The 20694-nt window shown below is 72.8% G+C and carries 18 protein-coding genes; 7 read left to right on the forward strand and 11 right to left on the reverse strand.

From position 1 onward, the window contains the following. Positions 1-69: 69 nt before the first annotated feature. Positions 70-1233, forward strand: a complete 1164-nt coding sequence (locus AB5L52_RS36675; RefSeq protein WP_369367796.1) for an exonuclease SbcCD subunit D — start codon at positions 70-72, stop codon at positions 1231-1233. Beyond that, positions 1230-4220: an AAA family ATPase gene (locus AB5L52_RS36680; RefSeq protein ID WP_369367797.1), complete on the forward strand. Its 2991-nt coding sequence runs from the start codon at positions 1230-1232 to the stop codon at positions 4218-4220. Before AB5L52_RS36675 ends, AB5L52_RS36680 begins: the two co-directional genes overlap by 4 nt. 5 nt (positions 4221-4225) lie before the next feature. Here AB5L52_RS36680 and AB5L52_RS36685 read toward each other — a convergent pair whose 3' ends face one another. Then, complete coding sequence (locus AB5L52_RS36685) at positions 4226-4672, reverse strand: Lrp/AsnC family transcriptional regulator (RefSeq protein WP_351019758.1); 447 nt, start codon at positions 4670-4672, stop codon at positions 4226-4228. A gap of 94 nt (positions 4673-4766) precedes the next feature. Between AB5L52_RS36685 and AB5L52_RS36690 the strand changes: the two genes are divergently transcribed. Together AB5L52_RS36690 and AB5L52_RS36695 are read left to right on the forward strand one after the other, a co-directional pair. Next, positions 4767-5282 carry a rhodanese-like domain-containing protein gene (locus tag AB5L52_RS36690; protein ID WP_351571656.1) on the forward strand — a complete coding sequence of 172 codons (516 nt, stop codon included), beginning with the start codon at positions 4767-4769 and terminating at the stop codon, positions 5280-5282. A 26-nt stretch (positions 5283-5308) separates the two neighbouring features. Next, positions 5309-5824, forward strand: coding sequence for an immunity 21 family protein (locus AB5L52_RS36695; protein WP_369367798.1), 516 nt, complete (start codon positions 5309-5311; stop codon positions 5822-5824). 18 nt (positions 5825-5842) lie between these two features. On the opposite strand, the gene AB5L52_RS36700 is transcribed toward AB5L52_RS36695, so the two are convergent. The 4 genes from AB5L52_RS36700 to AB5L52_RS36715 all read right to left on the reverse strand — a co-directional run bounded on the left by AB5L52_RS36700 (position 5843) and on the right by AB5L52_RS36715 (position 9586). Beyond that, positions 5843-7078, reverse strand: coding sequence for a cytochrome P450 (locus tag AB5L52_RS36700; protein WP_369367800.1), 1236 nt, complete (start codon positions 7076-7078; stop codon positions 5843-5845). A gap of 34 nt (positions 7079-7112) precedes the next feature. After that, positions 7113-8504 (reverse strand): FAD/NAD(P)-binding oxidoreductase, encoded by a 1392-nt coding sequence (locus AB5L52_RS36705; RefSeq protein ID WP_351571648.1) that lies wholly within the window; start codon positions 8502-8504, stop codon positions 7113-7115. Next, a complete protein-coding gene (locus AB5L52_RS36710) occupies positions 8494-8739 on the reverse strand; it encodes a ferredoxin (RefSeq protein WP_351019774.1) in 246 nt (81 codons plus the stop codon). The genes AB5L52_RS36705 and AB5L52_RS36710 overlap by 11 nt, the downstream gene beginning before the upstream one ends. A 175-nt stretch (positions 8740-8914) precedes the next feature. After that, a complete protein-coding gene (locus AB5L52_RS36715; protein WP_369367801.1) occupies positions 8915-9586 on the reverse strand; it encodes a hypothetical protein in 672 nt (223 codons plus the stop codon). Positions 9587-9865: 279 nt separating this feature from the next. On the opposite strand from AB5L52_RS36715, the gene AB5L52_RS36720 reads away from it, so the two are divergent. After that, positions 9866-10738: an SDR family oxidoreductase gene (locus AB5L52_RS36720; protein ID WP_369367802.1), complete on the forward strand. Its 873-nt coding sequence runs from the start codon at positions 9866-9868 to the stop codon at positions 10736-10738. Between the two features lie 28 nt (positions 10739-10766). Here AB5L52_RS36720 and AB5L52_RS36725 read toward each other — a convergent pair whose 3' ends face one another. Both AB5L52_RS36725 and AB5L52_RS36730 read right to left on the reverse strand, forming a co-directional pair. Continuing rightward, positions 10767-12458, reverse strand: a complete 1692-nt coding sequence (locus AB5L52_RS36725; RefSeq protein WP_369367803.1) for a DUF885 domain-containing protein — start codon at positions 12456-12458, stop codon at positions 10767-10769. A 53-nt stretch (positions 12459-12511) separates the two neighbouring features. Further along, positions 12512-12997 carry an Lrp/AsnC family transcriptional regulator gene (locus tag AB5L52_RS36730; protein WP_351571638.1) on the reverse strand — a complete coding sequence of 162 codons (486 nt, stop codon included), beginning with the start codon at positions 12995-12997 and terminating at the stop codon, positions 12512-12514. A 60-nt stretch (positions 12998-13057) separates the two neighbouring features. On the opposite strand from AB5L52_RS36730, the gene AB5L52_RS36735 reads away from it, so the two are divergent. Beyond that, entirely contained in the window at positions 13058-14257 is a 1200-nt protein-coding gene (locus AB5L52_RS36735; protein ID WP_369367804.1) for a PLP-dependent aspartate aminotransferase family protein, read from the forward strand. Positions 14258-14407: 150 nt separating this feature from the next. Here AB5L52_RS36735 and AB5L52_RS36740 read toward each other — a convergent pair whose 3' ends face one another. From AB5L52_RS36740 to AB5L52_RS36755, 4 genes are all read right to left on the reverse strand, one after another. Continuing rightward, positions 14408-15853, reverse strand: coding sequence for a GNAT family N-acetyltransferase (locus tag AB5L52_RS36740; protein ID WP_351571632.1), 1446 nt, complete (start codon positions 15851-15853; stop codon positions 14408-14410). Between the two features lie 271 nt (positions 15854-16124). Then, complete coding sequence (locus AB5L52_RS36745; RefSeq protein ID WP_351571629.1) at positions 16125-17708, reverse strand: alkaline phosphatase D family protein; 1584 nt, start codon at positions 17706-17708, stop codon at positions 16125-16127. Positions 17709-17925: 217 nt separating this feature from the next. Further along, a complete protein-coding gene (locus AB5L52_RS36750) occupies positions 17926-18759 on the reverse strand; it encodes an alpha/beta fold hydrolase (RefSeq protein WP_369367805.1) in 834 nt (277 codons plus the stop codon). Between the two features lie 105 nt (positions 18760-18864). After that, positions 18865-19518 (reverse strand): NAD(P)-binding domain-containing protein, encoded by a 654-nt coding sequence (locus tag AB5L52_RS36755; RefSeq protein WP_351019800.1) that lies wholly within the window; start codon positions 19516-19518, stop codon positions 18865-18867. Positions 19519-19640: 122 nt separating this feature from the next. On the opposite strand from AB5L52_RS36755, the gene AB5L52_RS36760 reads away from it, so the two are divergent. After that, on the forward strand, positions 19641-20525 hold the full coding sequence (locus AB5L52_RS36760) for an RNA polymerase sigma-70 factor (protein WP_369367806.1): 885 nt from the start codon (positions 19641-19643) through the stop codon (positions 20523-20525). The last annotated feature ends 169 nt before the right edge of the window (positions 20526-20694 follow it).

The following is a 20694-nucleotide window of genomic DNA, read 5'->3' on the forward strand; positions in this document are numbered from 1 at the left end:
CCGGTCATGCCGGGCTGATACGGGAGTAACCGCCCGTGATGTCAGACCCGGCCGTTAGTCTCGAGGATCATGAGACTCCTGCACACGTCCGACTGGCATCTCGGCCGGGCCTTCCACCGGGTGAACATGCTCGGGGCCCAGGCCGAGTTCATCGGTCACCTCGTCACCACCGTGCGCGAGCGCGAGGTGGACGCGGTGGTCGTGTCGGGCGATGTGTACGACCGCGCGGTGCCCCCGCTCGCCGCGGTCGAGCTCTTCGACGACGCCCTGCACCGCCTCGCGGACCTCGGCGTGCCCACGGTGATGATCTCCGGCAACCACGACTCGGCCCGCCGCCTCGGCGTCGGCGCCGGACTCATCGACCGCGCCGGCATCCACCTGCGCACCGAGCCCGCCGCCGCCGGCACCCCGGTCCTGCTCGCCGACGCACACGGCGACGTCGCCTTCTACGGCCTGCCGTATCTCGAACCGGCCCTGGTGAAGGACGAGTTCGCGGTCGAGAAGGCCGGTCACGAGGCGGTGCTCGGCGCCGCCATGGACCGCGTCCGCGCCGACCTCGCCACGCGTGCGCCCGGCACCCGCTCGGTCGTCCTCGCCCACGCCTTCGTCACCGGCGGCCAGGGCAGCGACAGCGAGCGGGACATCACCGTCGGCGGAGTCGCCGCCGTACCCGCCGGAGTCTTCGACGGCGTCGACTATGTGGCGCTCGGTCATCTGCACGGCTGCCAGACCCTCACCGAGCGCGTGCGCTACTCCGGCTCCCCGCTCGCCTACTCCTTCTCCGAGGCCGAGCACCGCAAGAGCATGTGGCTGATCGACCTCGGCGTCGACGGCTCCGTCTCCGCCGAGCGCGTCGCGTGCCCGGTGCCCCGCCCGCTGGCCCGCATCCGGGGCACGCTGGACGGCCTCCTCGCCGACCCGGACCTCGCCGGGCACGAGAACGCCTGGGTCGAGGCCACCCTCACCGACCCGGTCCGCCCCGCCGACCCCATGGCCCGGCTCACCGAGCGCTTCCCGCACACCCTCAGCCTCGCCTTCGCCCCCGAGCGCGCCCCGGACGACCCCTCGGTGTCGTACGCCCGGCGCCTCGCCGACCGCAGCGACCAGCAGATCGCCCAGGACTTCGTCGCCCATGTGCGCGGCGCCGGGCCCGACGAGCGCGAGGCGGCCGTGCTGCGCGAGGCCTTCGACGCCGTGCGCGCCGACGCCGCCGTACGGGAGGTGGCCCGATGAGGCTGCACCGGCTGGACATCACGGCCTTCGGGCCCTTCGGCGGCTCCCGGAGCGTCGACTTCGACGCCCTGTCCGCCGCCGGGCTGTTCCTGCTGCACGGCCCCACCGGCGCCGGCAAGACCTCCGTCCTGGACGCCGTCTGCTACGCCCTGTACGGCTCCGTCCCCGGCGCCCGGCAGAGTGGCCAGGGCATGCACCTGCGCAGCGACCACGCCGAGCCGCGCACCCGCACCGAGGTCCGCCTCGACCTCACCGTCGCCGGACGCCGGCTGGAGATCACCCGGCAGCCGCCCTGGGAGCGGCCCAAACTGCGCGGCACCGGCACCACCGTGGACAAGGCCCAGACCTGGCTGCGCGAGTACGACGCCACGGCCGGCGCCTGGAAGGACCTCAGCCGCTCCCACCAGGAGATCGGCGAGGAGATCACCCAGCTGCTCGGCATGAGCCGCGAGCAGTTCTGCCAGGTCGTGCTGTTGCCCCAGGGCGACTTCGCCCGCTTCCTGCGCGCCGACGCCGAAGCCCGCGGCAAGCTGCTGGGCCGCCTCTTCGACACCCAGCGCTTCGCCGACGTCGAGAAGCGCCTCGCCGAGCGGCGCCGGGCCGCAGAGGCACGCGTGCGGGAAGGCGACGCGGCGCTGCTCGCCGACGCCCACCGCATGCAGCAGGAGGCCGGCGACGCCATGGAGCTGCCCGAGCTGGCCCCCGGCGATCCCGGCCTGGCCGCCGCCGTCCTCGGCGCCGCCGCCGTCGCCCGTGCCACCGCCCGCGAACGGCTCACGGTCGCCCAGTGCCGCCTCACCGCCGCCGAGTCCGCGCACACCGAGACCCGGCGCGCCCTGGAGGAGGTACGCGAACTCGCCCGGCTGCAGAGCCGGTTCACCGAGGCCCGGCAGCGCGCCGAGCGGCTCCAGGAGCGGGCCGGCGCCCACGACGAGGCCCAACAGCGCATGGAGCGGGCCCGCAAGGCGGAGGCGGTCGCGCCCGCGCTGGAGCTGCGCGCGGCCGCCGAGGAGGAGCACCACAGGGCGGCCCGCGCCGAGACACACGCGCGTGGCCTGCTCCCCGACTCCTACGCCGACGCCGGCGCGAGTGGACTGGCCGCCGCCGCCCGCCGCGCCGCCGAGGAGCTGGGCGGCCTGGACTCGGCCCGTCGCGCCGAGCGGCGGCTCGCCGACCTGGCCGAGGAGCGCTCCGGGCTCGACCGTCAGGAGCGCGCCGACGAGGACGTGCTCCGCGAGGCCGAGACCTGGCTCGCCGCCTGGGACACCACGCGCGCGGGCCTGCAGTCCCGCGTCGACTCCGCTCAGGAGGCCGCCACCCGCGCCGAGCAGCTCGCCGTCCAGCGGGACCCGATGCGCAGGCGCCTCGTCGCGGCCCGCACCCGCGACGAGCTGGCCGCGGACCTGGAGGAGGCCCAGCGTCGCGCGCTCGCCTCCGAGCAGCGTGCCCTGGACGCCCGTGCCCACTGGCTCGACCTCAAGGAACAGCGCCTGAACGGCATCGCCGCCGAGCTGGCCGCCCACCTCGCCGACGGCGAGCCCTGTGCCGTCTGCGGAGCCACCGAACACCCCGCACCGGCCCGCAAGGACGCCGGACACGTCGACCGCGAGACCGAGAACCGCGCCCTCGCCGCCCACCAGCGCGCCGAGGAGCAGCACACCGAGGACGAGCGGCGACTCGGCGTCGTCCGCGAGGCCCTGGCCGCCGCCACCGCCGAGGCCGGCGACACCCCCACCGCCCAACTCGAAGAAGTTGCCGCCGAGTTGGAGCAGGAGTACGCCCACGCCCGCCGCGAGGCCTCCGCCCTGCACGCCACCCACGAAGAGCTGCGGCGCGCCGAGCACGAACGCGAGCAGCGCCTCACGGACCGCCAGCAGGCCGCCGTACGGGCCGCCTCACGACTCACCCGGCGCGAGACCCTGGAGCGTGAACAGGCCCAGCTGGAGGGGGAGTTGACCCAGGCGCGCGGCAGCTCGGGCAGCGTGGCCGCGCGCGCCGCGCAGCTGGAGCGGCAGGCGGCGCTGCTCACGGACGCCGCCGACGCCGCGCGTACCGCCGAGGACACCGCGCAACGGCTGAAGGACGCTGACGCCCGCCTTGCCGACGCCGCCTTCCGGGCCGGTTTCGACACCCCGCAGGCCGCGGCCGCCGCCCTTCTGGACGCCGCCGCCCACCGCGAGCTGCAGCACCGTCTGGACGCCTGGCAGACGGAGGAGGCCGCCGTCCGCGCGGTGCTCGCGGAGGCCGACAGCGCGGCCGCCGCCCAGCGCCCGGCCGCCGACCCGGCCATGGCTGAGCACACGGCGACGCGGGCCGAACAACGGCTGCGCCAGGCGGCATCCGCACGGGACGCGGCCGCCCGCTGCTGCACCGAGCTGGACCGCCTCTCCGCGCGCGCCACGGAGGCCGTACGACGCCTCGCCCCGCTCCGCGAGGAGTACGACCGGGTCGCCCGCCTCGCCGCCCTCACCGCGGGCACCTCGGCCGACAACGAACGCAAGATGCGCCTGGAGTCGTATGTGCTCGCGGCCCGGCTGGAGCAGGTCGCCGCCGCCGCGACCGCCCGGCTGCAGCGCATGTCGGCGGGCCGCTACACCCTCGTCCACTCCGACGACCGCACCGGACGCGGCCGCAGCGGCCTCGGGCTGCACGTGGTCGACGCCTGGACCGGACGCGAACGCGACACCGCCACCCTGTCCGGCGGCGAGACCTTCTTCGCCTCCCTCGCCCTCGCCCTCGGCCTCGCGGACGTCGTCACCGACGAGGCCGGCGGCGTCCGCCTCGACACCCTGTTCATTGACGAGGGTTTCGGCAGCCTCGACGACCAAACCCTGGATGAGGTGTTGGACGTCCTGGACTCGCTCCGCGAACGCGACCGCAGCGTCGGCATCGTCAGCCACGTCCCCGACCTGCGCCGCCGCATCCACGCCCAGCTGGAGGTGGTGAAGGGGAGAGCGGGGTCTACGCTGCGGCAGCGCGGCGTCTGACCGGTTCAGTGGCCCAGGGCGCGTCGGGGCAGGGGAGAGGAGTACACGACGCTGGTGGTTACGGAACCCAGTGCGCCGATCCGTCCGGAGATCTCCTCCAGGTGAGCCATGGACCGCGCGGCGACCTTGATGACGAAGCAGTCGTCGCCCGTGACATGGTGCGCCTCCAGGATCTCGGGCGTCGCGGCGACCAGGTCGTGGAACGGCTTGTAGTTGCCGTTCGGATACCGCAGCCGTACGAACGCCAGGATCGGCAGCCCGAGCCGTTCGGGGTCGACGACCGCCGCGTACCCCTGGATCACGCCCGCCTCCTCCAGCCGGCGGACCCGCTCGGTGACCGCGCTCGGCGACATGGAGACGGCGCGCGCCAGCTCGGCGTAGCTGGCCCGTCCCTCCCGCTGGAGGACCTCGAGAATGCGCCAGTCGGTGGCGTCCGGGGAATACACGGTCATTCCGGATGGATAGCAGGGGAATCCCGGCCTGGGCAAGGGTGGCTCCGTGGATTCCCTCTTCAAGGAGTCGCCCCTGGGCCATAGATTTCCAGTCATGATCACCAAGACCACCCAGCCCCAGCCCCAGCATCAGCCCCAGTCCCAGATCTCTGTGAATCCCGTGCTGCGGGTCGCCCCCGCCGCTCCCGCCGAAGCCGCCGCCTACTTCCGGGCGAGCCTGGCCTTTCACGCCGACGTCTCCGACGTGGCCGCCGCGCTCGCGGCCGGAGGCGATCCCGGTTTCGTCGTCGTGGACACGCGCTCGACCGGGTCCTGGGACCAGGGGCACATCCCCGGCGCCGTCCACCTGCCCACCGCGCTGATCCCCGAGCAGGCCGAGCGGCTCCTCGACAGGTCCGTGCCGGTGGTGACGTACTGCTGGGGCCCCGGCTGCAACGGCGCCACCCGCGCCGCTCTCGCCCTCGCCGAACTCGGCTACCAGGTCAAGGAGATGCTCGGCGGCTTCGAGTACTGGGCCCGCGAGGGCTTCGGCTACGAGACCTGGCAGGGCCCGGCCCGCCGCGAGGCCGATCCGCTGACGGCGCCCGTCGAAGGCGAGTGCGGCTGCTGACCGCTGCCCGTGTAGGTTCTCTGCCCATGGCTCGATACGCGGACCCAGGCACGCTGGAGTGGGTGGAATCAGGTGGCGGCCCGCTCATAGCCGTCCCGGAGACGGTGCTGCCGTTCTGGGCGGGCGCCGACAGCGAGGAACTCGACACCGACTACGACCGGGCGTGCGAGGTCGACGGGTACGTCGGGCTGCTGCCCGTCGGGGACAGCGCGGCCCTGGTGTTCGGCGACGAACCCGCCTCCACCTCGTACCTGCCGGACCACGCCACCTTCGTACGGTGGTCCGCCGCGAACTCCGAGGCGGAACTGCTCGCCACCGTTCCCGCCGCCCTTGACGCGGCGATGTGGGGGAGCGAGGTGCACTGGCGGGTGCCCGGCCCGGTACTGCTCTTCGATTCGGCCTGGCCGGGCCAGGCTGCCGACCGCACCGAACACCTCCGGGTACCGCTGGAGGCGGGCACGTACACGGTGCGGGCGGCGTATGTGCAGCCGGGGCCCGAGACCTGGGTCGGACTGGTGCGGCTCACGCGGCTCGCGCACTGACCAGGCGCGGCCCTGACCTCACGCGGCTCGGCGCAGCCCGTCGAAGGCGACCTCCAGATGCCGGGGCCCGCGCAGGATCGCGTTCTGCCGGTACGGCGGCGGGTCCGCCACCAGGCGGGGATTCTCCAGCCGCCGGGCCAGTTCGGACAGAGCGATCTGGGTCTCCAGCCGGGCCAGCGGAGCGCCGAAGCAGCTGTGGATGCCGCTGCCGAAGCCGAGATGCTGGATGTCACCGCGGTCCGGGTCGAAGCGCTCGGGGTCCTGGAACCGCTCCGGGTCGCGGTTGCCCGCGGCCAGGACCAGCCAGATCCGCGAGCCCTTGGGGATGGTGACCCCGCGCACCTCGATGTCCGTGATGTTGGTGCGCTGCGGCACGATCTGCACGGGCGGCTCGTAGCGCAGCAGCTCCTCCACGATCTTCACCGACAGGGCCGGGTCGTTGCGCAGCCGCTCCAGGACCTCTGGATGGCGCAGCAGGGTGAGCATGCCGTTGGTGATGAGATTGACGGTCGTCTCGTGGCCCGCGATGAGGAGCAGCACCGCTGTGCTGAGTACTTCCATCGTCGTCATGGCGCCGTCCGGGCTGTGACTGTTCACCAGGTCGGAGAGCATGTCGTCGCGAGGTTCCCTGGCGCGCTGCTCAACCAGCCCGTTCAGGTACATGCCGAGCTGCAACCGTGCCTCCTGCGCGGTGCGCTGGGATTCGGCGCTGGTGCGGGTGTCGGGGTCCAGGCCGGCGACGATCGGGTCGACCCAGGCACGGAAGCGGGGCTCGTCCTCGCGCGGCACGCCGAGCAGCCGGCAGATCACGGTCACCGGGAAGGGGTACGCGAACTGGTCGACCAGGTCGATCTGCCGCGCGTCCCCGAAGCCGTCGATCAGCCCGGTGACGATCTCACCCAGCTCGCCCCGCATGTTCTCGATGCGGCGCGGCCTGTGCGGTGGCCCGAAGGAGCTGTTGGCGATCCTTCGCAGCCGGTCGTGCTCCGGCGGGTCGAGCCGGATGAAGCTCGGCGGCAGCCCCGTCGCCTCCGGCCCGGACAGCTCGTCGTCCCCGGCGGCCAGATTGGCGGCGTCGGAGCTGATCCGCGGATCGTGGAGCAGCGCCTCGATGTCCCAGTACGAGCTGAAGACGTACGGGCCGCCCTCCTCCTCGTGCAGGACCGGATTCTTGCGCAGCTCCTCGTACAGCGGGTACGGGTCGGCCCGGTTGGCGAAGTCGGTGATCTGCTGGAACAGCGGGGCTTGCGTCATGACACGTCCTCGGAGCTTCGGGGCCGGGCGGCGTTCAGTGCCGCGCCGGGTGGAAGACCAGCTGTTGGTCCGCCGGTGAGTAGCCGGTGAGGGTCACGGTCGGGCCGTGGGTCGGCAGGGACGGGTCGGGGAAGTCCGCCGCCACCGGCTGCCGGCCCTCGGGACGCCGGTCCATCGTCGGGAACTCCACCGGGAAGGGCGCGCCCCGCTCGATCTGCCGCGCGTAGAACTCCAGCCACCGGGTGTTGTCGAAGCTCACGGCGGCGATGACGCGGCCCTGGTAGCCGTACACCCCGACGAACCGGCGCTCGGCCAGCGAGCCCTGCGTGATCATCAGCTGGTCGCCCATGGGGGGTACGCCGACCGACTTGATGTTCACCCTGAACATCGACGACCAGAAGGCGGGCATCCACAGATGCGGGCGGCGGTCGGCGCCGTGACAGATCATGTTGTGCGCGGCCGTCTCCGCCTGGGCGACCGCGTTGCCCCAGTGCTCCAGCGAGAGGAACTGATAGCCGAACAGCGCGTGCGGGGAGCGCGCGACATCGCCCGCGACGAACACGTTGTCGGTGACGATGCCCCGGAAGTCGAAGGCACGGCAGCCCGCGTCACAGGCTATGCCCCGAGGGCCCGCGCCCAGCCCCGACCCGGTCAGCCAGTCCGTGTTGCGCACCGAGCCCAGCGAGACCACGACCACGTCCGCCTCGACGACACTCTCGTCGGACAGATGGACGGTACGCACCCGGCCGACCGAGTCCCCCTCCAGCGAGGTCACCGTGACATGGGTGCGCAGATCCACGCCGTTCTCGGTCTGCAGACCGGCGGCGACCGCGCCGATCACCCCGCCGAGCGCGCCCACCAGCGGCCCGCCCGCGCGCTCCGCCACGGTGACGGGGATGCCCATCTCCCGGCAGGCCGAGGCGACCTCCGACCCGGCGAACCCGGCGCCGATCACGAACACCCGGCGCGGCCCCGCCTTCAGCCGCTGATACAGGTCGGCTGCGTCGTCCCGTGTGCGCAGTACGCAGACGCCGTCCAGCCGGGCCTCCTCCGCCTTCGGCCAGGGCCGGGCGCGGACCCCGGTCGCGATGAGCAGCCGGTCGTACTCCACCTCGTCCCCGTCGGCCAGCTTGACCCGCCTGGCCGACAGGTCCAGACCGGTCGCCGGGACGCCGAGCCGCCACTTGGCGTCGATCTCCCGGCGGTGCGGCAGCTCGGTGCGGTGCGGGGACGCCATGCCCAGCAGGACCGACTTGGACAGCGGCGGCCGGTCGTACGGTTCGTACGGCTCGTCGCCGATCAGGGTCAGCTCACCGGCGAAGCCCTCCGCACGCAGGGTCTCGGCGGCCCGCAGCCCCGCCAGCGAGGCACCGACGATCACGATCCGGCCCTCCCGCCTGAGCCAGTCGACATAGTCAGCGGGCATCGTGCGCCTCCTGAGCGGGGCCCGGGCCCCGCTCACCCACGCCGTCCAGCCCGTCCGCCGTGATCGCCTGCACCGGACAGGCCGCGACAGCGCGGGCCAGCCGCTCGCGCTGCTCCTCGGGGGCGAGCGGGTTGTAGACCAGTGACTCCTCGCCGTGCATGGCGAAGACATCGGGGGCGAGGAACGCGCACTGGGCGTACCCCTGACATTTGTTGAGATCGACGACGAGCCGCATCGACGCTCCGCCCTTCCGGTGGCCAGGTCCGGTCCGCGCCGGTCTTTCGCGCGGCGCTTCCGGACGGCGGTCATGTCCCGTTTGCCAGCATGAGCGGGGCGGAGCAACATCGCCCGTCGGCAAGCCCCATTCGGACCGCCGCCCACCCCGAAGCAGTAGGTGTTACGGCGTTGCGTCACGTATGCGCTGCGGTGCGGGACCGGGCGCCACCGCTCGCCAGGATGAGGTGGACGCTGAGCAGCAGCGACCAGGCGGGGAAGATCAGCTCCGCCCAGGGCACGCTGGACGCGACGAAGAGCAGCGTGAGGGCGGTCAGCAGGCCCAGGACCGACAGCCAGCGGGGCAGGATGCCCAGGCGGTGGCCGAGCAGCGACAGGGAGCAGGCGAAGACGGCCGCCATCCGCGTGGCGTACTCCGTCATCAGCGTGTACGCGAAATGACGGCCGAAGTCCCAGGAGGGCAGCGTCGGCGTCGTACCGGCGGGATGGGTGACCGCGAGAACGGCGCCGGCGGCCGCGGCGGCGCCGAACATCGTGGCGATGAAGACGAGCCCGCTGCCGAGGAAGACGGTGGAGACGAACTTGTCCTCGCCGGTGCCGATGTGCGCCCGCACCACACCGACGAACCACAGGAAGAAGACGCCGGCGAACGGCACGAGCGCGAGGGCCGTACGCAGCGCGTCACGGTGCCCGGAGTCGATGAACCCCTGAGCAGTGACCGCCTTGGCCCCCTCGGGAAGGCTCAGCCGCACCAGCACGATCGCAGCGGCCAGCAGCAACGCGAACACGACCCCCGCCAGCCCGGCGGCCCGCCGCGTCTCCGGCATCCGCTGCGCCTGCTCCTGCATGCCACCCCGCCTCCTCCACCTCGCCTCCTCCACTTCGCCTCCGGCACCAGCTAGCCGCCCCGCGCCCACTTACGCCACCGGGGACGTCCGGACGGCCGAGCGCCGCCCCCACCAAGAGACGTACATCTCCAGGGCAGAGCCGGCCCGGGCGACCGTCGCCCGCGCTGTGCTCCGGCATCGCATGCGCTCGCCACCAGCGCCGTCTGCGATGCGGCGGCCTCCAGCCCCGCCGCCCATTCGCTCGCGCCGCGTTCCGCAGGCGCTCTAGGCTCGTCGGCCATGCCCTCCGATCTGCGCCCGAACCCGGAAGACCCGAACCCGGAAGACCCGACCCCGGAAGAACTGCGGCGGGATCCGCTGCCGCTGCGTGGGCGGGTCGCTCTGGTGACCGGGGCGAGTCGGCGGGCGGGCATCGGACATGCCGTGGCCCGGCGGCTGGCGGCCTACGGGGCGAGCGTGTACCTGCACCACCATGTGCCGCACGACGCCGCCATGCCCTGGGGCGCCGACAGCATCGAGGCGGTCGTCGCCTCCGTGCGCGAGGCGGTGGGGGATCCCGGGGCGCGGGTCGCCGCGGGGCCCGGTGATCTGGGCGACCCGGAGGAACCGGCGCGGCTGATCGACGCCGTCGTCGGTGAGTTCGGCCGGCTGGACGTTCTCGTGGCCAATCACGCCCTCAGCGGCTCGGACGGCACCCTGGACGAGATCGACGCCGCGATGCTCGACGCGCACTGGGCGGTCGACACGCGCTCGGTCCTGCTGCTCGTCCAGGCCTACGCCCGTGCGCGCGCCGAAGTGAACGAGTGCGTACCTGGTGGGCGCGTGGTGCTGATGACCTCGGGGCAGGACATCGCCGGCGGTATGCCCGGCGAGATGGCCTATGCCCTCCAGAAGGGCGCCCTGGCCTCGATCACCCGATCCCTGTCGAGCGCGCTCGCCGAGCACGGCGTCACGGTGAACGCCGTCAACCCCGGCCCGGTGGACACCGGTTACGCCACCGGTGAGGTCCACGCGGCCGTGGCGGCGCGGTTCCCCGGCGGACGCTGGGGCCTCCCCGACGATCCGGCCCGCCTCATCGCCTGGCTGGCGACCGACGAGGCCGGGTGGATCACCGGGGAGGTCATCAACTGCGAAGGCGGCTTCCGGCGTTGACGCGGCAGACACCGGGAGCGCTCGACCGTCAGAGCCGGGACAGCTCGTCCACCAGGTCGTCCAGACCCAGCGAGCCCTGGGACAGGGCGGCCATGTGCCACGCCTTCAGATCGAAGGCGTCGCCGTGCCGCTCGCGGGCGTTCTCCCGGCCCAGCAGCCATGCCCGCTCACCGAGCTTGTAGCCGATCGCCTGGCCCGGAATCGTCAGATACCGGGTCAGCTCGCTCTCCACGAAGTCCGCCGGCCGGCTGCTGTGCGAGCCGAAGAACTCCTGCGCCAGCTCCGGCGTCCAGCGCTCACCCGGGTGGAAGGGCGAGTCCGCCGGGATCTCCAGCTCCAGGTGCATGCCGATGTCCACGATCACCCGGGCCGCCCGCATCATCTGCGCATCCAGGTACCCGATCCGCTCCTCGGGGTTCGTGAGGTAGCCCAGCTCGTCCATCAGTCGCTCCGCGTACAGCGCCCAGCCCTCGGCGTTGGCGCTGACCCCGCCGATCGTCGCCTGGTAGCGGGAGAGGTTCTCGGCCACGTGCGCCCACTGCGCGAGCTGGAGGTGATGCCCGGGCACGCCCTCGTGGTACCAGGTCGAGACGAGGTCGTAGACCGGGAAGCGGGTCTGACCCATGGTGGGCAGCCAGGTGCGGCCCGGGCGGGAGAAATCCTCCGACGGCGGCGTGTAGTACGGGGCCGCGGCACCGCCGGGCGGTGCGATGCGCGACTCCACCTTCCGCACCCGCTCGGCGAGCTCGAAGTGCGTGCCGTCCAGGTCCTCGATGGCCTTGTCCATCAGGCCCTGCAGCCACTCCCGGACCTCTTCCACGCCCTCGATGTGCCGGCCGTGCTCGTCGAGGTGCGCGAGCGCCACCCACGGGGTCTCGGCGCCGGGCAGGATCTTCTCCGCCTCCCGCTTCATCTCAGCGAGGATCCGGTGGAACTCCGCCCAGCCGTAGGCGTACGCCTCGTCCAGGTCCAGATCGGTGCCGTTGAAGTAGCGGCTCCAGCGCGCGTACCGCTCGCGGCCCACCGTGTTCGGGGCGCCCTCGATCGCCGGCGCGTACACATCCCGCAGCCAGTCCCGCAGCTCCACGAGTGCCCCGGTCGCCGCCCGGGCCGCCTCGTCCAGCTCCGCGCGCAGCGCCTCGGGACCGTCGGCGGCGAAGTCCTCGTACCAGCCGCGGCCCTGGCCGTCCGTGTCCGTCCACTCGGTGAGCTGCTGGATGTACGTCGCCGTCGGCCGCGGCGCCGCGAACAGCTTGCGGTCCAGGCCCAGTTGCAGCGACTCGCGGTAGCCCGCGAGCGCGCCGGGCACCGCGCGCAGCCGCTCGGCGATCGCCGCCCAGTCCTCCTCCGTCTGCGTCGGGGTGACCGTGAAGACCTCCCGCACCGAGTGGCCCGGCGTGCTCATGTTGCCGACCGCCCGCAGGTGTTCGTCCGCCTCGTGCACGGCGAGTTCGGCGGTCAGCCGCTCCCGCAGCAGCCGCCCGCAGCGCCGCTCCGCGTCACTGTCCGCCCCGGGCTGCCGCTCCGCCTCGTCCAGCTTCGCGAGGGTGGCCCGGGCCAGCTCGGCGAGGGCCGCCTGGCCGGCGGGCGAGTAGTCGGGCAGCCGGCTCGAACTCTCCTGCACACCGAGGTAGGTACCGGTGACCGGGTCGAGGGCGATGAGGTCGTCCACGTACGCGTCGGCGACCTGACGGGGCAGCGGGCTCTTCGTCTCAGACATGCCGCCCATCCTCGTACGACAACGATCTCCGCGTCACCCACGTTCAGGGGGATTCAGCTCTGGGCGTGGCCGGGCGGCAGCAGCGGGCCGCATTCCCACTGCTGGAAGATCAACCGGGTCTCCACCCGTGCCACTTCGCGCCGCGCGGTGAACTCGTCGAGCACCAGCCGCTGCAGATCGGCCATGTCCGCGACGGCCACATGCACCAGATAGTCGTCCGGCCCGGTCAGATGGAACACCGTCCGGGCCTCCGGCAGCGCCCGGATCCGCTCGACGAACGGGCCGACCAGCTCCCGCCGGTGCGGCCTGACCTGCACCAACAGCAAGGCCTGCAGTCCCCGCCCCAGCTTGGCCGGATCGACCTGTAGCCGATGCCCGAGGATCACGCCGGAGCGGCGCAACCGGGTCACCCGGTCCAGACACGTCGACGGCGCCACGCCCACCTGATCGGCGAGGTCGCGGTATGTGGTCCGGGCGTCGTTCTGCAGCAGCCGCAGCAGATGAAGATCAACCGGATCCAATACGATAGATTCGGCCATGGCTCGAACGTAGCACGGTGTTCGATCCCGGTGAACCGTTCACTGTTCACTCTTCCGCGCATGGACACAGCGACCACCGGTGCCTACGACGGCGTACGCACCGCATCGAGAGCCCTGGCCACCGAGGCCGTGCACGCCGGCCGTGACGACCTCGCCCGCCAGGGCCTGCACGCCCCGCCGATCGATCTGTCCACCACCTACCCCTCCTACGACAGCCGCGCCGAGGCCGCCCGCATCGACGCCTTCGCGACCGACGGCGCCGACCCGGTGGGACGGCCCGTCTACGGCCGGCTCGGCAACCCGACCGTCGCCCGCTTCGAGACCGCGCTGGCCCGCCTGGAGGGCACCGAGTCCGCCGTCGCCTTCGCCAGCGGCATGGCGGCGCTCAGCGCGGTCCTCCTGGCGCGCTCCGCCATGGGCCTGCGCCATGTGGTGGCGGTACGGCCGCTGTACGGCTGCAGCGACCACCTGCTCACCGCCGGGCTGCTCGGCACCGAGGTCACCTGGACCGACCCGGCCGGCATCGCCGACGCGGTGCGCCCGGACACCGGCCTGGTGATGGTCGAGTCCCCGGCCAACCCGACCCTCGCCGAGCTGGACCTGCGGGCCATCGCGCATGGCTGCGGCTCGATACCGCTGCTCGCCGACAACACCTTCGCCACTCCCGTACTGCAACGCCCGGCCGAGCACGGCGCCCGTATGGTGCTGCACAGCGCCACCAAGTACCTCGGCGGGCACGGCGATGTGCTCGCCGGAGTGGTCGCCTGCGACGAGGAGTTCGCCGGCCGGCTCCGCCAGATACGGTTCGCCACCGGCGGTGTGCTGCATCCGCTGGCCGGCTATCTGCTGCTGCGCGGGTTGTCCACTCTGCCGGTCCGGGTGCGGGCGGCCTCCGCGAACGCCGCCGAACTGGTCCGCCGGCTCGCCGCCGACCCGCGCGTGGCTCGCGTCCACTACCCACGGCTCGGCGGCGCGATGATCGCCTTCGAGGTGTACGACGACCCGCACGAGGTCATCTCCCGGGTCCGGCTCGTCACCCCGGCGGTCAGCCTGGGCAGCGTCGACACGCTCATCCAGCACCCCGCCTCCATCAGCCATCGCATCGTCGACGCCGACGACCGGCGCGGGGCCGGGGTGAGCGATCGGCTGCTGCGGTTGTCGGTGGGGCTGGAGGACGTGGACGATCTCTGGGCCGATCTGGATCAGGCGTTGGGGGAGCGGACCCGGAAGCCGGTACCGCTTCGGGAAGCGGCGCGCTGAGCGATACCGGCCGACGGTCGGATGCGCGGACACGGCCAGTGCTGGATGCCGGTCGTGGCCGAGCGCCGTCGCGGCGGAGTCGTCCCGGCCGGTGCGCGGTGTGTGCAGCCCGGCCGAGGGCGCCGGGCCGTCGTCCCCGCGTGACCGGTGTCAGTCGCGGCGCGCCGGGTCGCCGAGCCGGCGGCCGGTGTCGTGCCGTGGCCGGGAAGCGTGCCGCAGGGCGTCCAGGCGGGCCGTGATGACCAGGGTGCCCTCCTCGATCTGGTAGTCCAGGGGCAGCCCGAGGCCGCGCATCGCGGCGACCATGCCGGTGTTGGACGCCTGCGTCACGGCGTACACGCTCTCGCAGCGGGCCTCCACGGCCATCGCCACCAGCCGGCCGAGCAGCTCGCCCCCGACGCCGCGCTGCTGCCACTCGTCCTCGATCAGCAGCGCGACCTCGGTCTCGTCGCCGTCCCACAGCAGATGCCCGAGGCCGACTATGCGGCCGGAGGCGGTCTGCGCGGCCAGCGTGCGGCCGAAACGGGGACTGAGCAGGTGGTTCAGATAGCGGTCCGCGTCGTTGACCGGGCCGTGGTAGCGCAGGTCGAGGGTGCGCGGCGAGCACCGCTCGTGCATCGCCCTCGCGGCGGCCAGGTCCGAGGTGTCGACCCGGCGGACCGTGATGTCGTTGCCCTCGGGCAGCGTCAGCACGTCCTTGCCGCGCGGGATGCGTGGACCGAGCCGGTTGTCCAGCTCCACCAGGGCCCGGGCCCGGGCGAACTCGGTCGGTGTGAACGGCAGATACGGCCGCTCCACGGTGAGCACTCCGCCCTCCGGAGCCCGCAGCCGCATGATGGTGTCCTCCAGCACGCCCTCGACCGGCACCTGCTGCGGCCCGCGGTCCCCGCCGGCCGGTGTCCCGGGCAGCGAGCGGATCGTGCACCGGCCCAGCAACTGGCGCAGTGCGAGCGGCAGTTCGGCGGCGTCCAGCGCGGTGCGCGCGGCCAGGCCGAGCACTCGCGTGGGGGCGTCGACCAGGTCGTGGGCGTCGGCCCGCTCGATCCAGGTGGACGAGCCGTCGGCCAGCGAGACCGCTCGGATGATGTCGGCCGCCGTCAGCGCGCCGGGCGCCCGCAGCAGGAACTCGTCCACGGTGCCGTCGGCCAGCGGATGTGTCTGCAGGCTCAGGATGTCGACGCGCCGCTCGGCCAGCGCCGTGCACAGCGCCGCCAGCGAACCCGGCTCGTCCTTGACCGTCGTCCGCATCCGCCACAGGGCACTGGCGTCCGCCACGTCGTGCGCCGGCCCGTCCGGCTGCTCGGCGGGCCCGGCCGACCGCGTCTCGGCGATCGGCCGGGCGCCGGTATCGTCGGCCGGCGGTGCGTGTCCGTGGCGCCGTGCCCACCATGTGTGGAAGCCGGCCGTCGCGGCCAGCACGAGGGCCGAGATCACCAGCAGAGCGGGGCCGTCGGGGCCGTGCCCGATCAGATTCGCCACTCCGTCGGCTACCGCCACGGCGGTGAACAGGGCGGCGAGTTCCACGAGGTCGCGCCGCCAGTGGTGCACGGGCCGACCGTGCTTCGCCCGGGTCACATCAGACATGTCTGTACTCATGCACCCACTGTGAAGGAAGGGTGTTGCGTGATCACGAACTGTTTGTGACCGATGGGTAAAGCATGCTCCGTCCTTTTTGTTCGCCTTTTTACGGTCAGTCGGGCCCGCACCCCACGGCCCCAGATCGTGGCGTTGTCGTCCGTCGCCGACTTCGGCGCGGAGGAACGGGAAAGGGTCGTCGACTGCAGTGATCGCGTCATGTGAAAACCGTAGCCGCGACCACTGACAATCGGTCTGACCTGCGAAAAGGCCCGTAGGGCCGAGGAGTTGGCTACTGGCCGACCCGGCCCGGCCGGAGGGTCTGCGTGAACAGCACCGTGCCGTCGTACTCGCGCAGCCGGACCGTCAGTTCTCCGCTGTCGCCGTCGATGTCCACCTCGCCGAAGAACTGGTAGCCCTCGGCAGGCGACACGTTCGCGGCCGTGGGCGCCTTGACGAACACCCGGTCCGGGCCGAACGTGCCGTCCAGCGCGTTGGCCGGGAAGGCGCCGGCGTTGAGCGGGCCGGAGACGAACTCCCAGAACGGCTCGAAGTCCTTGAACGCGGCCCGCGAGGGGTCGTAGTGCTGGGCGGAGGTGTGGTGCACGTCGGCCGTCAGCCACACCGTGCCGGTGATCCGCCGGTGCTTGATGAAGCGCAGCAGCTCGGCGATCTGCAGCTCACGGCCGAGCGGGGCGCCCGGGTCGCCCTGCGCCACCGCCTCGAAGTCCGGCTTGCCCTCCACCGGGTCGGGCACGACCAGCCCGAGCGGCATGTCGTTGGCGATCACCTTCCACACCGCGCGGGACTTCGCCAGCTCGCGCTTGAGCCACTCCAGCTGCTCGCGGCCGAGGATGCCCACCGGGTCCGTGGTCTGGTTGTCCGGCGAGTTCGCGTTGCGGTAGGTGCGCATGTCGAGCACGAACACATCGAGCAGCGGACCGTGGTGGACGACCCGGTAGATCCGGCCGTCCGGGCGCCCGCTGATCGTGGAGATCGGGAAGTACTCCGAGAACGCCTGCCGCGAGCGCAGCGCCAGGTCGTCGAGCCTGGTGCCGGCCGGGTAGGGGGTGCCGGTGCCGATGACCTCGCCCGGGTACCAGTTGTTGCGTACCTCGTGGTCGTCCCACTGGATGATGTTCGGCACCTGGGCGTTGAACCGGCGCAGCGCCGGGTCCAGCAGGTTGTAGCGGAAGTTGCCCCGGTAGTCGTCCAGGGTGGTCGCGACGTGCGACTTCTCCTCGGTGGTGACGTTCCGGTAGACGCTGCCGTCGGGCAGTGTCGCGGTCGCCGCGATCGGGCCGTCGGCGTAGATGTTGTCGCCGCTGCACAGGAAGAAGTCCGGGTCGGTCTTCGCCATGGCGTCGAAGATGCGGTAGCCCCCGATGGACTCGTTGATGCCCCAGCCCTGTCCGGCCAGGTCACCGGACCACACGAACCGCACGCCCTGGCGCCGCTTCACCGGCGCCGTACGGAAGGTGCCGGTCACCGGCTCGCCGGTGCGGCGCGGGTCGTCCGGGTCGGCGAGCAGCACGCGGTAGTGGATCTGCTCGCCGGAGGGCAGGCCGTGCAGCCGGGTGGTGCCGGTGAAGTCCGTGCCGGCGCCCAGCAGCGGACCGTGCCATCTGCGCGGGTTGCGGAACGACTCGGTGGCCGAGGTCTCCACGATCATCCGGGCCGGCCGGTCCGAACGCACCCACACCAGGCCGGAGTCGGTGGTCACGTCGCCGGCCTGCACACCCCAGCCGGCCTGGGGGCGCCCGGAGCGGGCGAACGCCGGGGCCGCGCCGAGGCCGACGGGCAGGGCGAGGGCCGCCGACGCGGCGAGGGAGCCGCGCAGCATGCTGCGGCGGCCGGGGAACGAACGGTCTGACATGGCTTACGCCTCCAGGGAAAAGGTCCGGCCGGTGTGCAGAGCCAACACTTACTGGGACGCTGCGGCGCGTGCGGAAACCCGAAGTGAACAACCGTCCTCGGGGCGGCGCGCCCTGACCTCGGACGATCCGCGGGCCGGCCCCCGGCCAGGGACCGGCGACCCCCTCAGCGAGCCGGGTCCCGGCGGTGAGCCGGTCGTGTCACGTCCGCCGGCCCGCTCAGCTGCTGCTGCCGTCCAGGATGACCCGGGCGACCAGCGCCGGGTCGTCGTTCATCGGGCAGTGGCCGCAGCCGGGCAGCCGTACCAGCCGGGCGTGCGGGATGAGCTGCTTGGCGCGCACGCCCTGACGGCGTACGAGGAGCCGGTCCTGCGTGCCCCAGGCCACCGTGACCGGCAGGCCGGGCAGATCGTCGGTGAACCGGACGGTGGCGCCCGACCGCAGCGTCGCGTCGAACCCGGTGGCGCCCGCCAGTGCGAGCGTCTCGGCGACCACGGCCTCCGGGGTGCGGCGCGCGGGGCGTGCGTAGATGGTGCTCGTCAGCGCGGTACGGCCGGCCGCGGTGCGCGACAGCCGCTCCACCAGCGGCAACGGGAGCCGCTGGGCGATGCCCCGCATCGCGAGCAGCACTGCGAAGGCGTACCGGCGTTCGGCGTCCGTCCAGAACCCGGCCGGGGAGAGGGCGGTGACGGACCGTACGAGCTTCTCCCGGCCCAGTTCCAGGGCGAGCAGGCCGCCCAGCGAGTTGCCCGCGATGTGCGGGCGGTCCAGCTCCAGGGCCTCGAACAGGGCGCCGAGCACGGAGTCGGTGGTCGGAAGGTCGTAGGCGAGGCCGGCCGGCAGGCCCGGAGAGGCGCCGAAGCCCGGCAGGTCGACGGCGATGACGCAGCGCTCGGTGGCGAGGATGTCCACGACCGGGTCCCAGGCCTGCCGGTGATGTCCGATCCCGTGCAGCAGGACGAGCGGTGCCCCGTGTCCCACGCGCGCGTAGGACACGGTCACGTCCTTCGGCCCGTGCGGAGTGGGGACCTTGAAGGAGACGGTGGCGGACATGGGGTGCTCCTCGTCTGGGTGCTGACCGACGCTGTAGACAGCTTGTCAGCAATTGCTACCTGTCGGTAGCCCCCGCAGGGCGTACGCCTGGCTCACCTGCGCCGGTCAACCCGCCCGGCGCACTTCGATGTTGAAGTCCGCGGTCCCGAACTGCCGCATCAGGGTGAGCCACAGCGGCAGGTACATCTCCACCGTCCGGGCCGCCTGGATGCCGCCCAGATCCAGCACTCGCTCGGCCGGCCACCCGAACTCCCCGAGCATGGCCGTCACCTGTTCCTTGGCCGCCGCGTCCTGTCCGCACACGAACAGGTGGTGCGCGCCCGGCACCCGCCCCGGATCCACCATCACCTTGCAGTTGACCGTGTTCAGCGTCTTCACCACGCGCGCGTGCGGGAAGGCGCGCTGGATCTGCTCGCCCACGCTGTCCGACTCCACCGGATCCAGCCGCGGTTCCCCGTCCTCGAAGGCCAGCGGATTGCACACGTCCACCAGGACCTTGCCGTCGAGGTTCTCCGCGCCGGCCGCCCGCAGGGCGTCCAGCGCCACCCGGCCGCTCACCGCGTTGACGACCACCTCGGCCGCCGCGGCTGCCTCCGCGAACGTACCCGCGCGGGCCCGCTCCGCCGCGGCGGTGGCCCACTCCAGCGCCACCGGGTTGTCCTTGGTACGGGACCCGAGGGTCACCTCGTGTCCCAGCTCCACCAGCCTGCCGCCCAGGGTGCGGCCCACCTCGCCCGTGCCCAGCACCGCATACCGCATCGGCCACCTCCAGGTCCCCGGCCGCCGGCCCCCGGCGGTCCGCGGTCATTGTGATCCGGACCGGCGCCGGACGGGCCGATTCCGGCTGGACACAGCCGTCGCGTGTCGGATGGGATGGAGCGGTGACCGCCGACACCGCGACCGACGTCTTCGAAGAGCACCGGCCCCTGCTCATGGGCGTCGCCTATCGCATGCTCGGCCGGGTCGCCGATGCCGAGGACGTGGTCCAGGACGCCTGGCTGCGCTGGTCCGGCGCCGACCTCGCGGAGATCCGCGAACCCCGCGCCTACCTGGTGCGCATCACCACCCGGCTGGCCATCGACCGACTGCGCCAGGTACGGGCGCGCGGCGAGGCGTACGTCGGACCATGGCTGCCGGAGCCCTACCTCACCGAGTTCGGCGACGCCGCCCCGGACACGGCGGACCGCGCCGTGCTCGCCGACAGCGTCTCCCTCGCCGTCCTGGTCGTCCTGGAGTCGCTGTCACCGCTGGAGCGCGCCGTCTTCGTGCTCCGGGAGGCCTTCGGCTACCCGTACGCCGAGATCGCCGCCCTCCTCGACCGCGGCGAGGCGGCCGTACGGCAACTCGCCGGGCGGGCGCGCCGGCACGTCGAGGAACGGCGGCCGCGCTACGAGGTCGACCCGGCCCGGCGACGCGAGCTGACCGATCGTTTCCTCGCCGCCGCGGCAGAAGGCGACCTGGACGGCCTCGTCTCCCTGCTCGCTCCCGACGTCCGCCTGGTCAGCGACAGCGGCGGCAAGGCCAGGGCGGCGCTGCGGATCGTGCACACCGCCGACAAGGTCGCCCGCTTGCTGGTCGGCGTCACACGGAAGCTCCCGCCGGCCCTGTCCCTCCGCCTGCTGGAGACCAACGGCGGCCCAGCCGTGCTGATCCTTTCCGACGGCAAGCCCGACAGTCTGTTCCAGCTGGACGTCGCCGACGGCCACGTCACGACCGTGTACGTCGTCCGCAACCCGTACAAGATGCGGCACCTGATCGCCGACTGACCCCGCGCGCGCCCCGCGAGCCCCTGTCCTGCGACGGGGGCTTTGCCGCGATGTCACACACACCGCCGCGTACGAACGCTTCATGAACGCTCCGCTGTGGGTCGCCCCCGGGTTGCGCAAGGGATCGAGGATTGGTCTTGACCAAGGGTGACGGCCGCCCTATGGTCGC

The sequence above is a fragment of the Streptomyces sp. CG4 genome, assembly GCF_041080655.1.
In the GTDB taxonomy this organism is placed as follows: domain Bacteria; phylum Actinomycetota; class Actinomycetes; order Streptomycetales; family Streptomycetaceae; genus Streptomyces.

Bases quoted from the DNA above. Each gene is read 5' to 3' on its own strand.
- AB5L52_RS36680 (WP_369367797.1), top strand. From the start codon at position 1,230: ATGAGGCTGCACCGGCTGGACATCACGGCCTTCGGGCCCTTCGGCGGC.
- AB5L52_RS36735 (WP_369367804.1), top strand. From the start codon at position 13,058: ATGGACACAGCGACCACCGGTGCCTACGACGGCGTACGCACCGCATCG.
- AB5L52_RS36715 (WP_369367801.1), bottom strand. From the start codon at position 9,586: ATGCAGGAGCAGGCGCAGCGGATGCCGGAGACGCGGCGGGCCGCCGGG.
- AB5L52_RS36730 (WP_351571638.1), bottom strand. From the start codon at position 12,997: ATGGCCGAATCTATCGTATTGGATCCGGTTGATCTTCATCTGCTGCGG.
- AB5L52_RS36740 (WP_351571632.1), bottom strand. From the start codon at position 15,853: ATGAGTACAGACATGTCTGATGTGACCCGGGCGAAGCACGGTCGGCCC.
- AB5L52_RS36745 (WP_351571629.1), bottom strand. From the start codon at position 17,708: ATGTCAGACCGTTCGTTCCCCGGCCGCCGCAGCATGCTGCGCGGCTCC.
- AB5L52_RS36690 (WP_351571656.1), top strand. From the start codon at position 4,767: ATGATCACCAAGACCACCCAGCCCCAGCCCCAGCATCAGCCCCAGTCC.
- AB5L52_RS36685 (WP_351019758.1), bottom strand. From the start codon at position 4,672: ATGACCGTGTATTCCCCGGACGCCACCGACTGGCGCATTCTCGAGGTC.
- AB5L52_RS36675 (WP_369367796.1), top strand. From the start codon at position 70: ATGAGACTCCTGCACACGTCCGACTGGCATCTCGGCCGGGCCTTCCAC.
- AB5L52_RS36725 (WP_369367803.1), bottom strand. From the start codon at position 12,458: ATGTCTGAGACGAAGAGCCCGCTGCCCCGTCAGGTCGCCGACGCGTAC.
- AB5L52_RS36720 (WP_369367802.1), top strand. From the start codon at position 9,866: ATGCCCTCCGATCTGCGCCCGAACCCGGAAGACCCGAACCCGGAAGAC.
- AB5L52_RS36695 (WP_369367798.1), top strand. From the start codon at position 5,309: ATGGCTCGATACGCGGACCCAGGCACGCTGGAGTGGGTGGAATCAGGT.
- AB5L52_RS36710 (WP_351019774.1), bottom strand. From the start codon at position 8,739: ATGCGGCTCGTCGTCGATCTCAACAAATGTCAGGGGTACGCCCAGTGC.
- AB5L52_RS36705 (WP_351571648.1), bottom strand. From the start codon at position 8,504: ATGCCCGCTGACTATGTCGACTGGCTCAGGCGGGAGGGCCGGATCGTG.
- AB5L52_RS36755 (WP_351019800.1), bottom strand. From the start codon at position 19,518: ATGCGGTATGCGGTGCTGGGCACGGGCGAGGTGGGCCGCACCCTGGGC.
- AB5L52_RS36750 (WP_369367805.1), bottom strand. From the start codon at position 18,759: ATGTCCGCCACCGTCTCCTTCAAGGTCCCCACTCCGCACGGGCCGAAG.
- AB5L52_RS36700 (WP_369367800.1), bottom strand. From the start codon at position 7,078: ATGACGCAAGCCCCGCTGTTCCAGCAGATCACCGACTTCGCCAACCGG.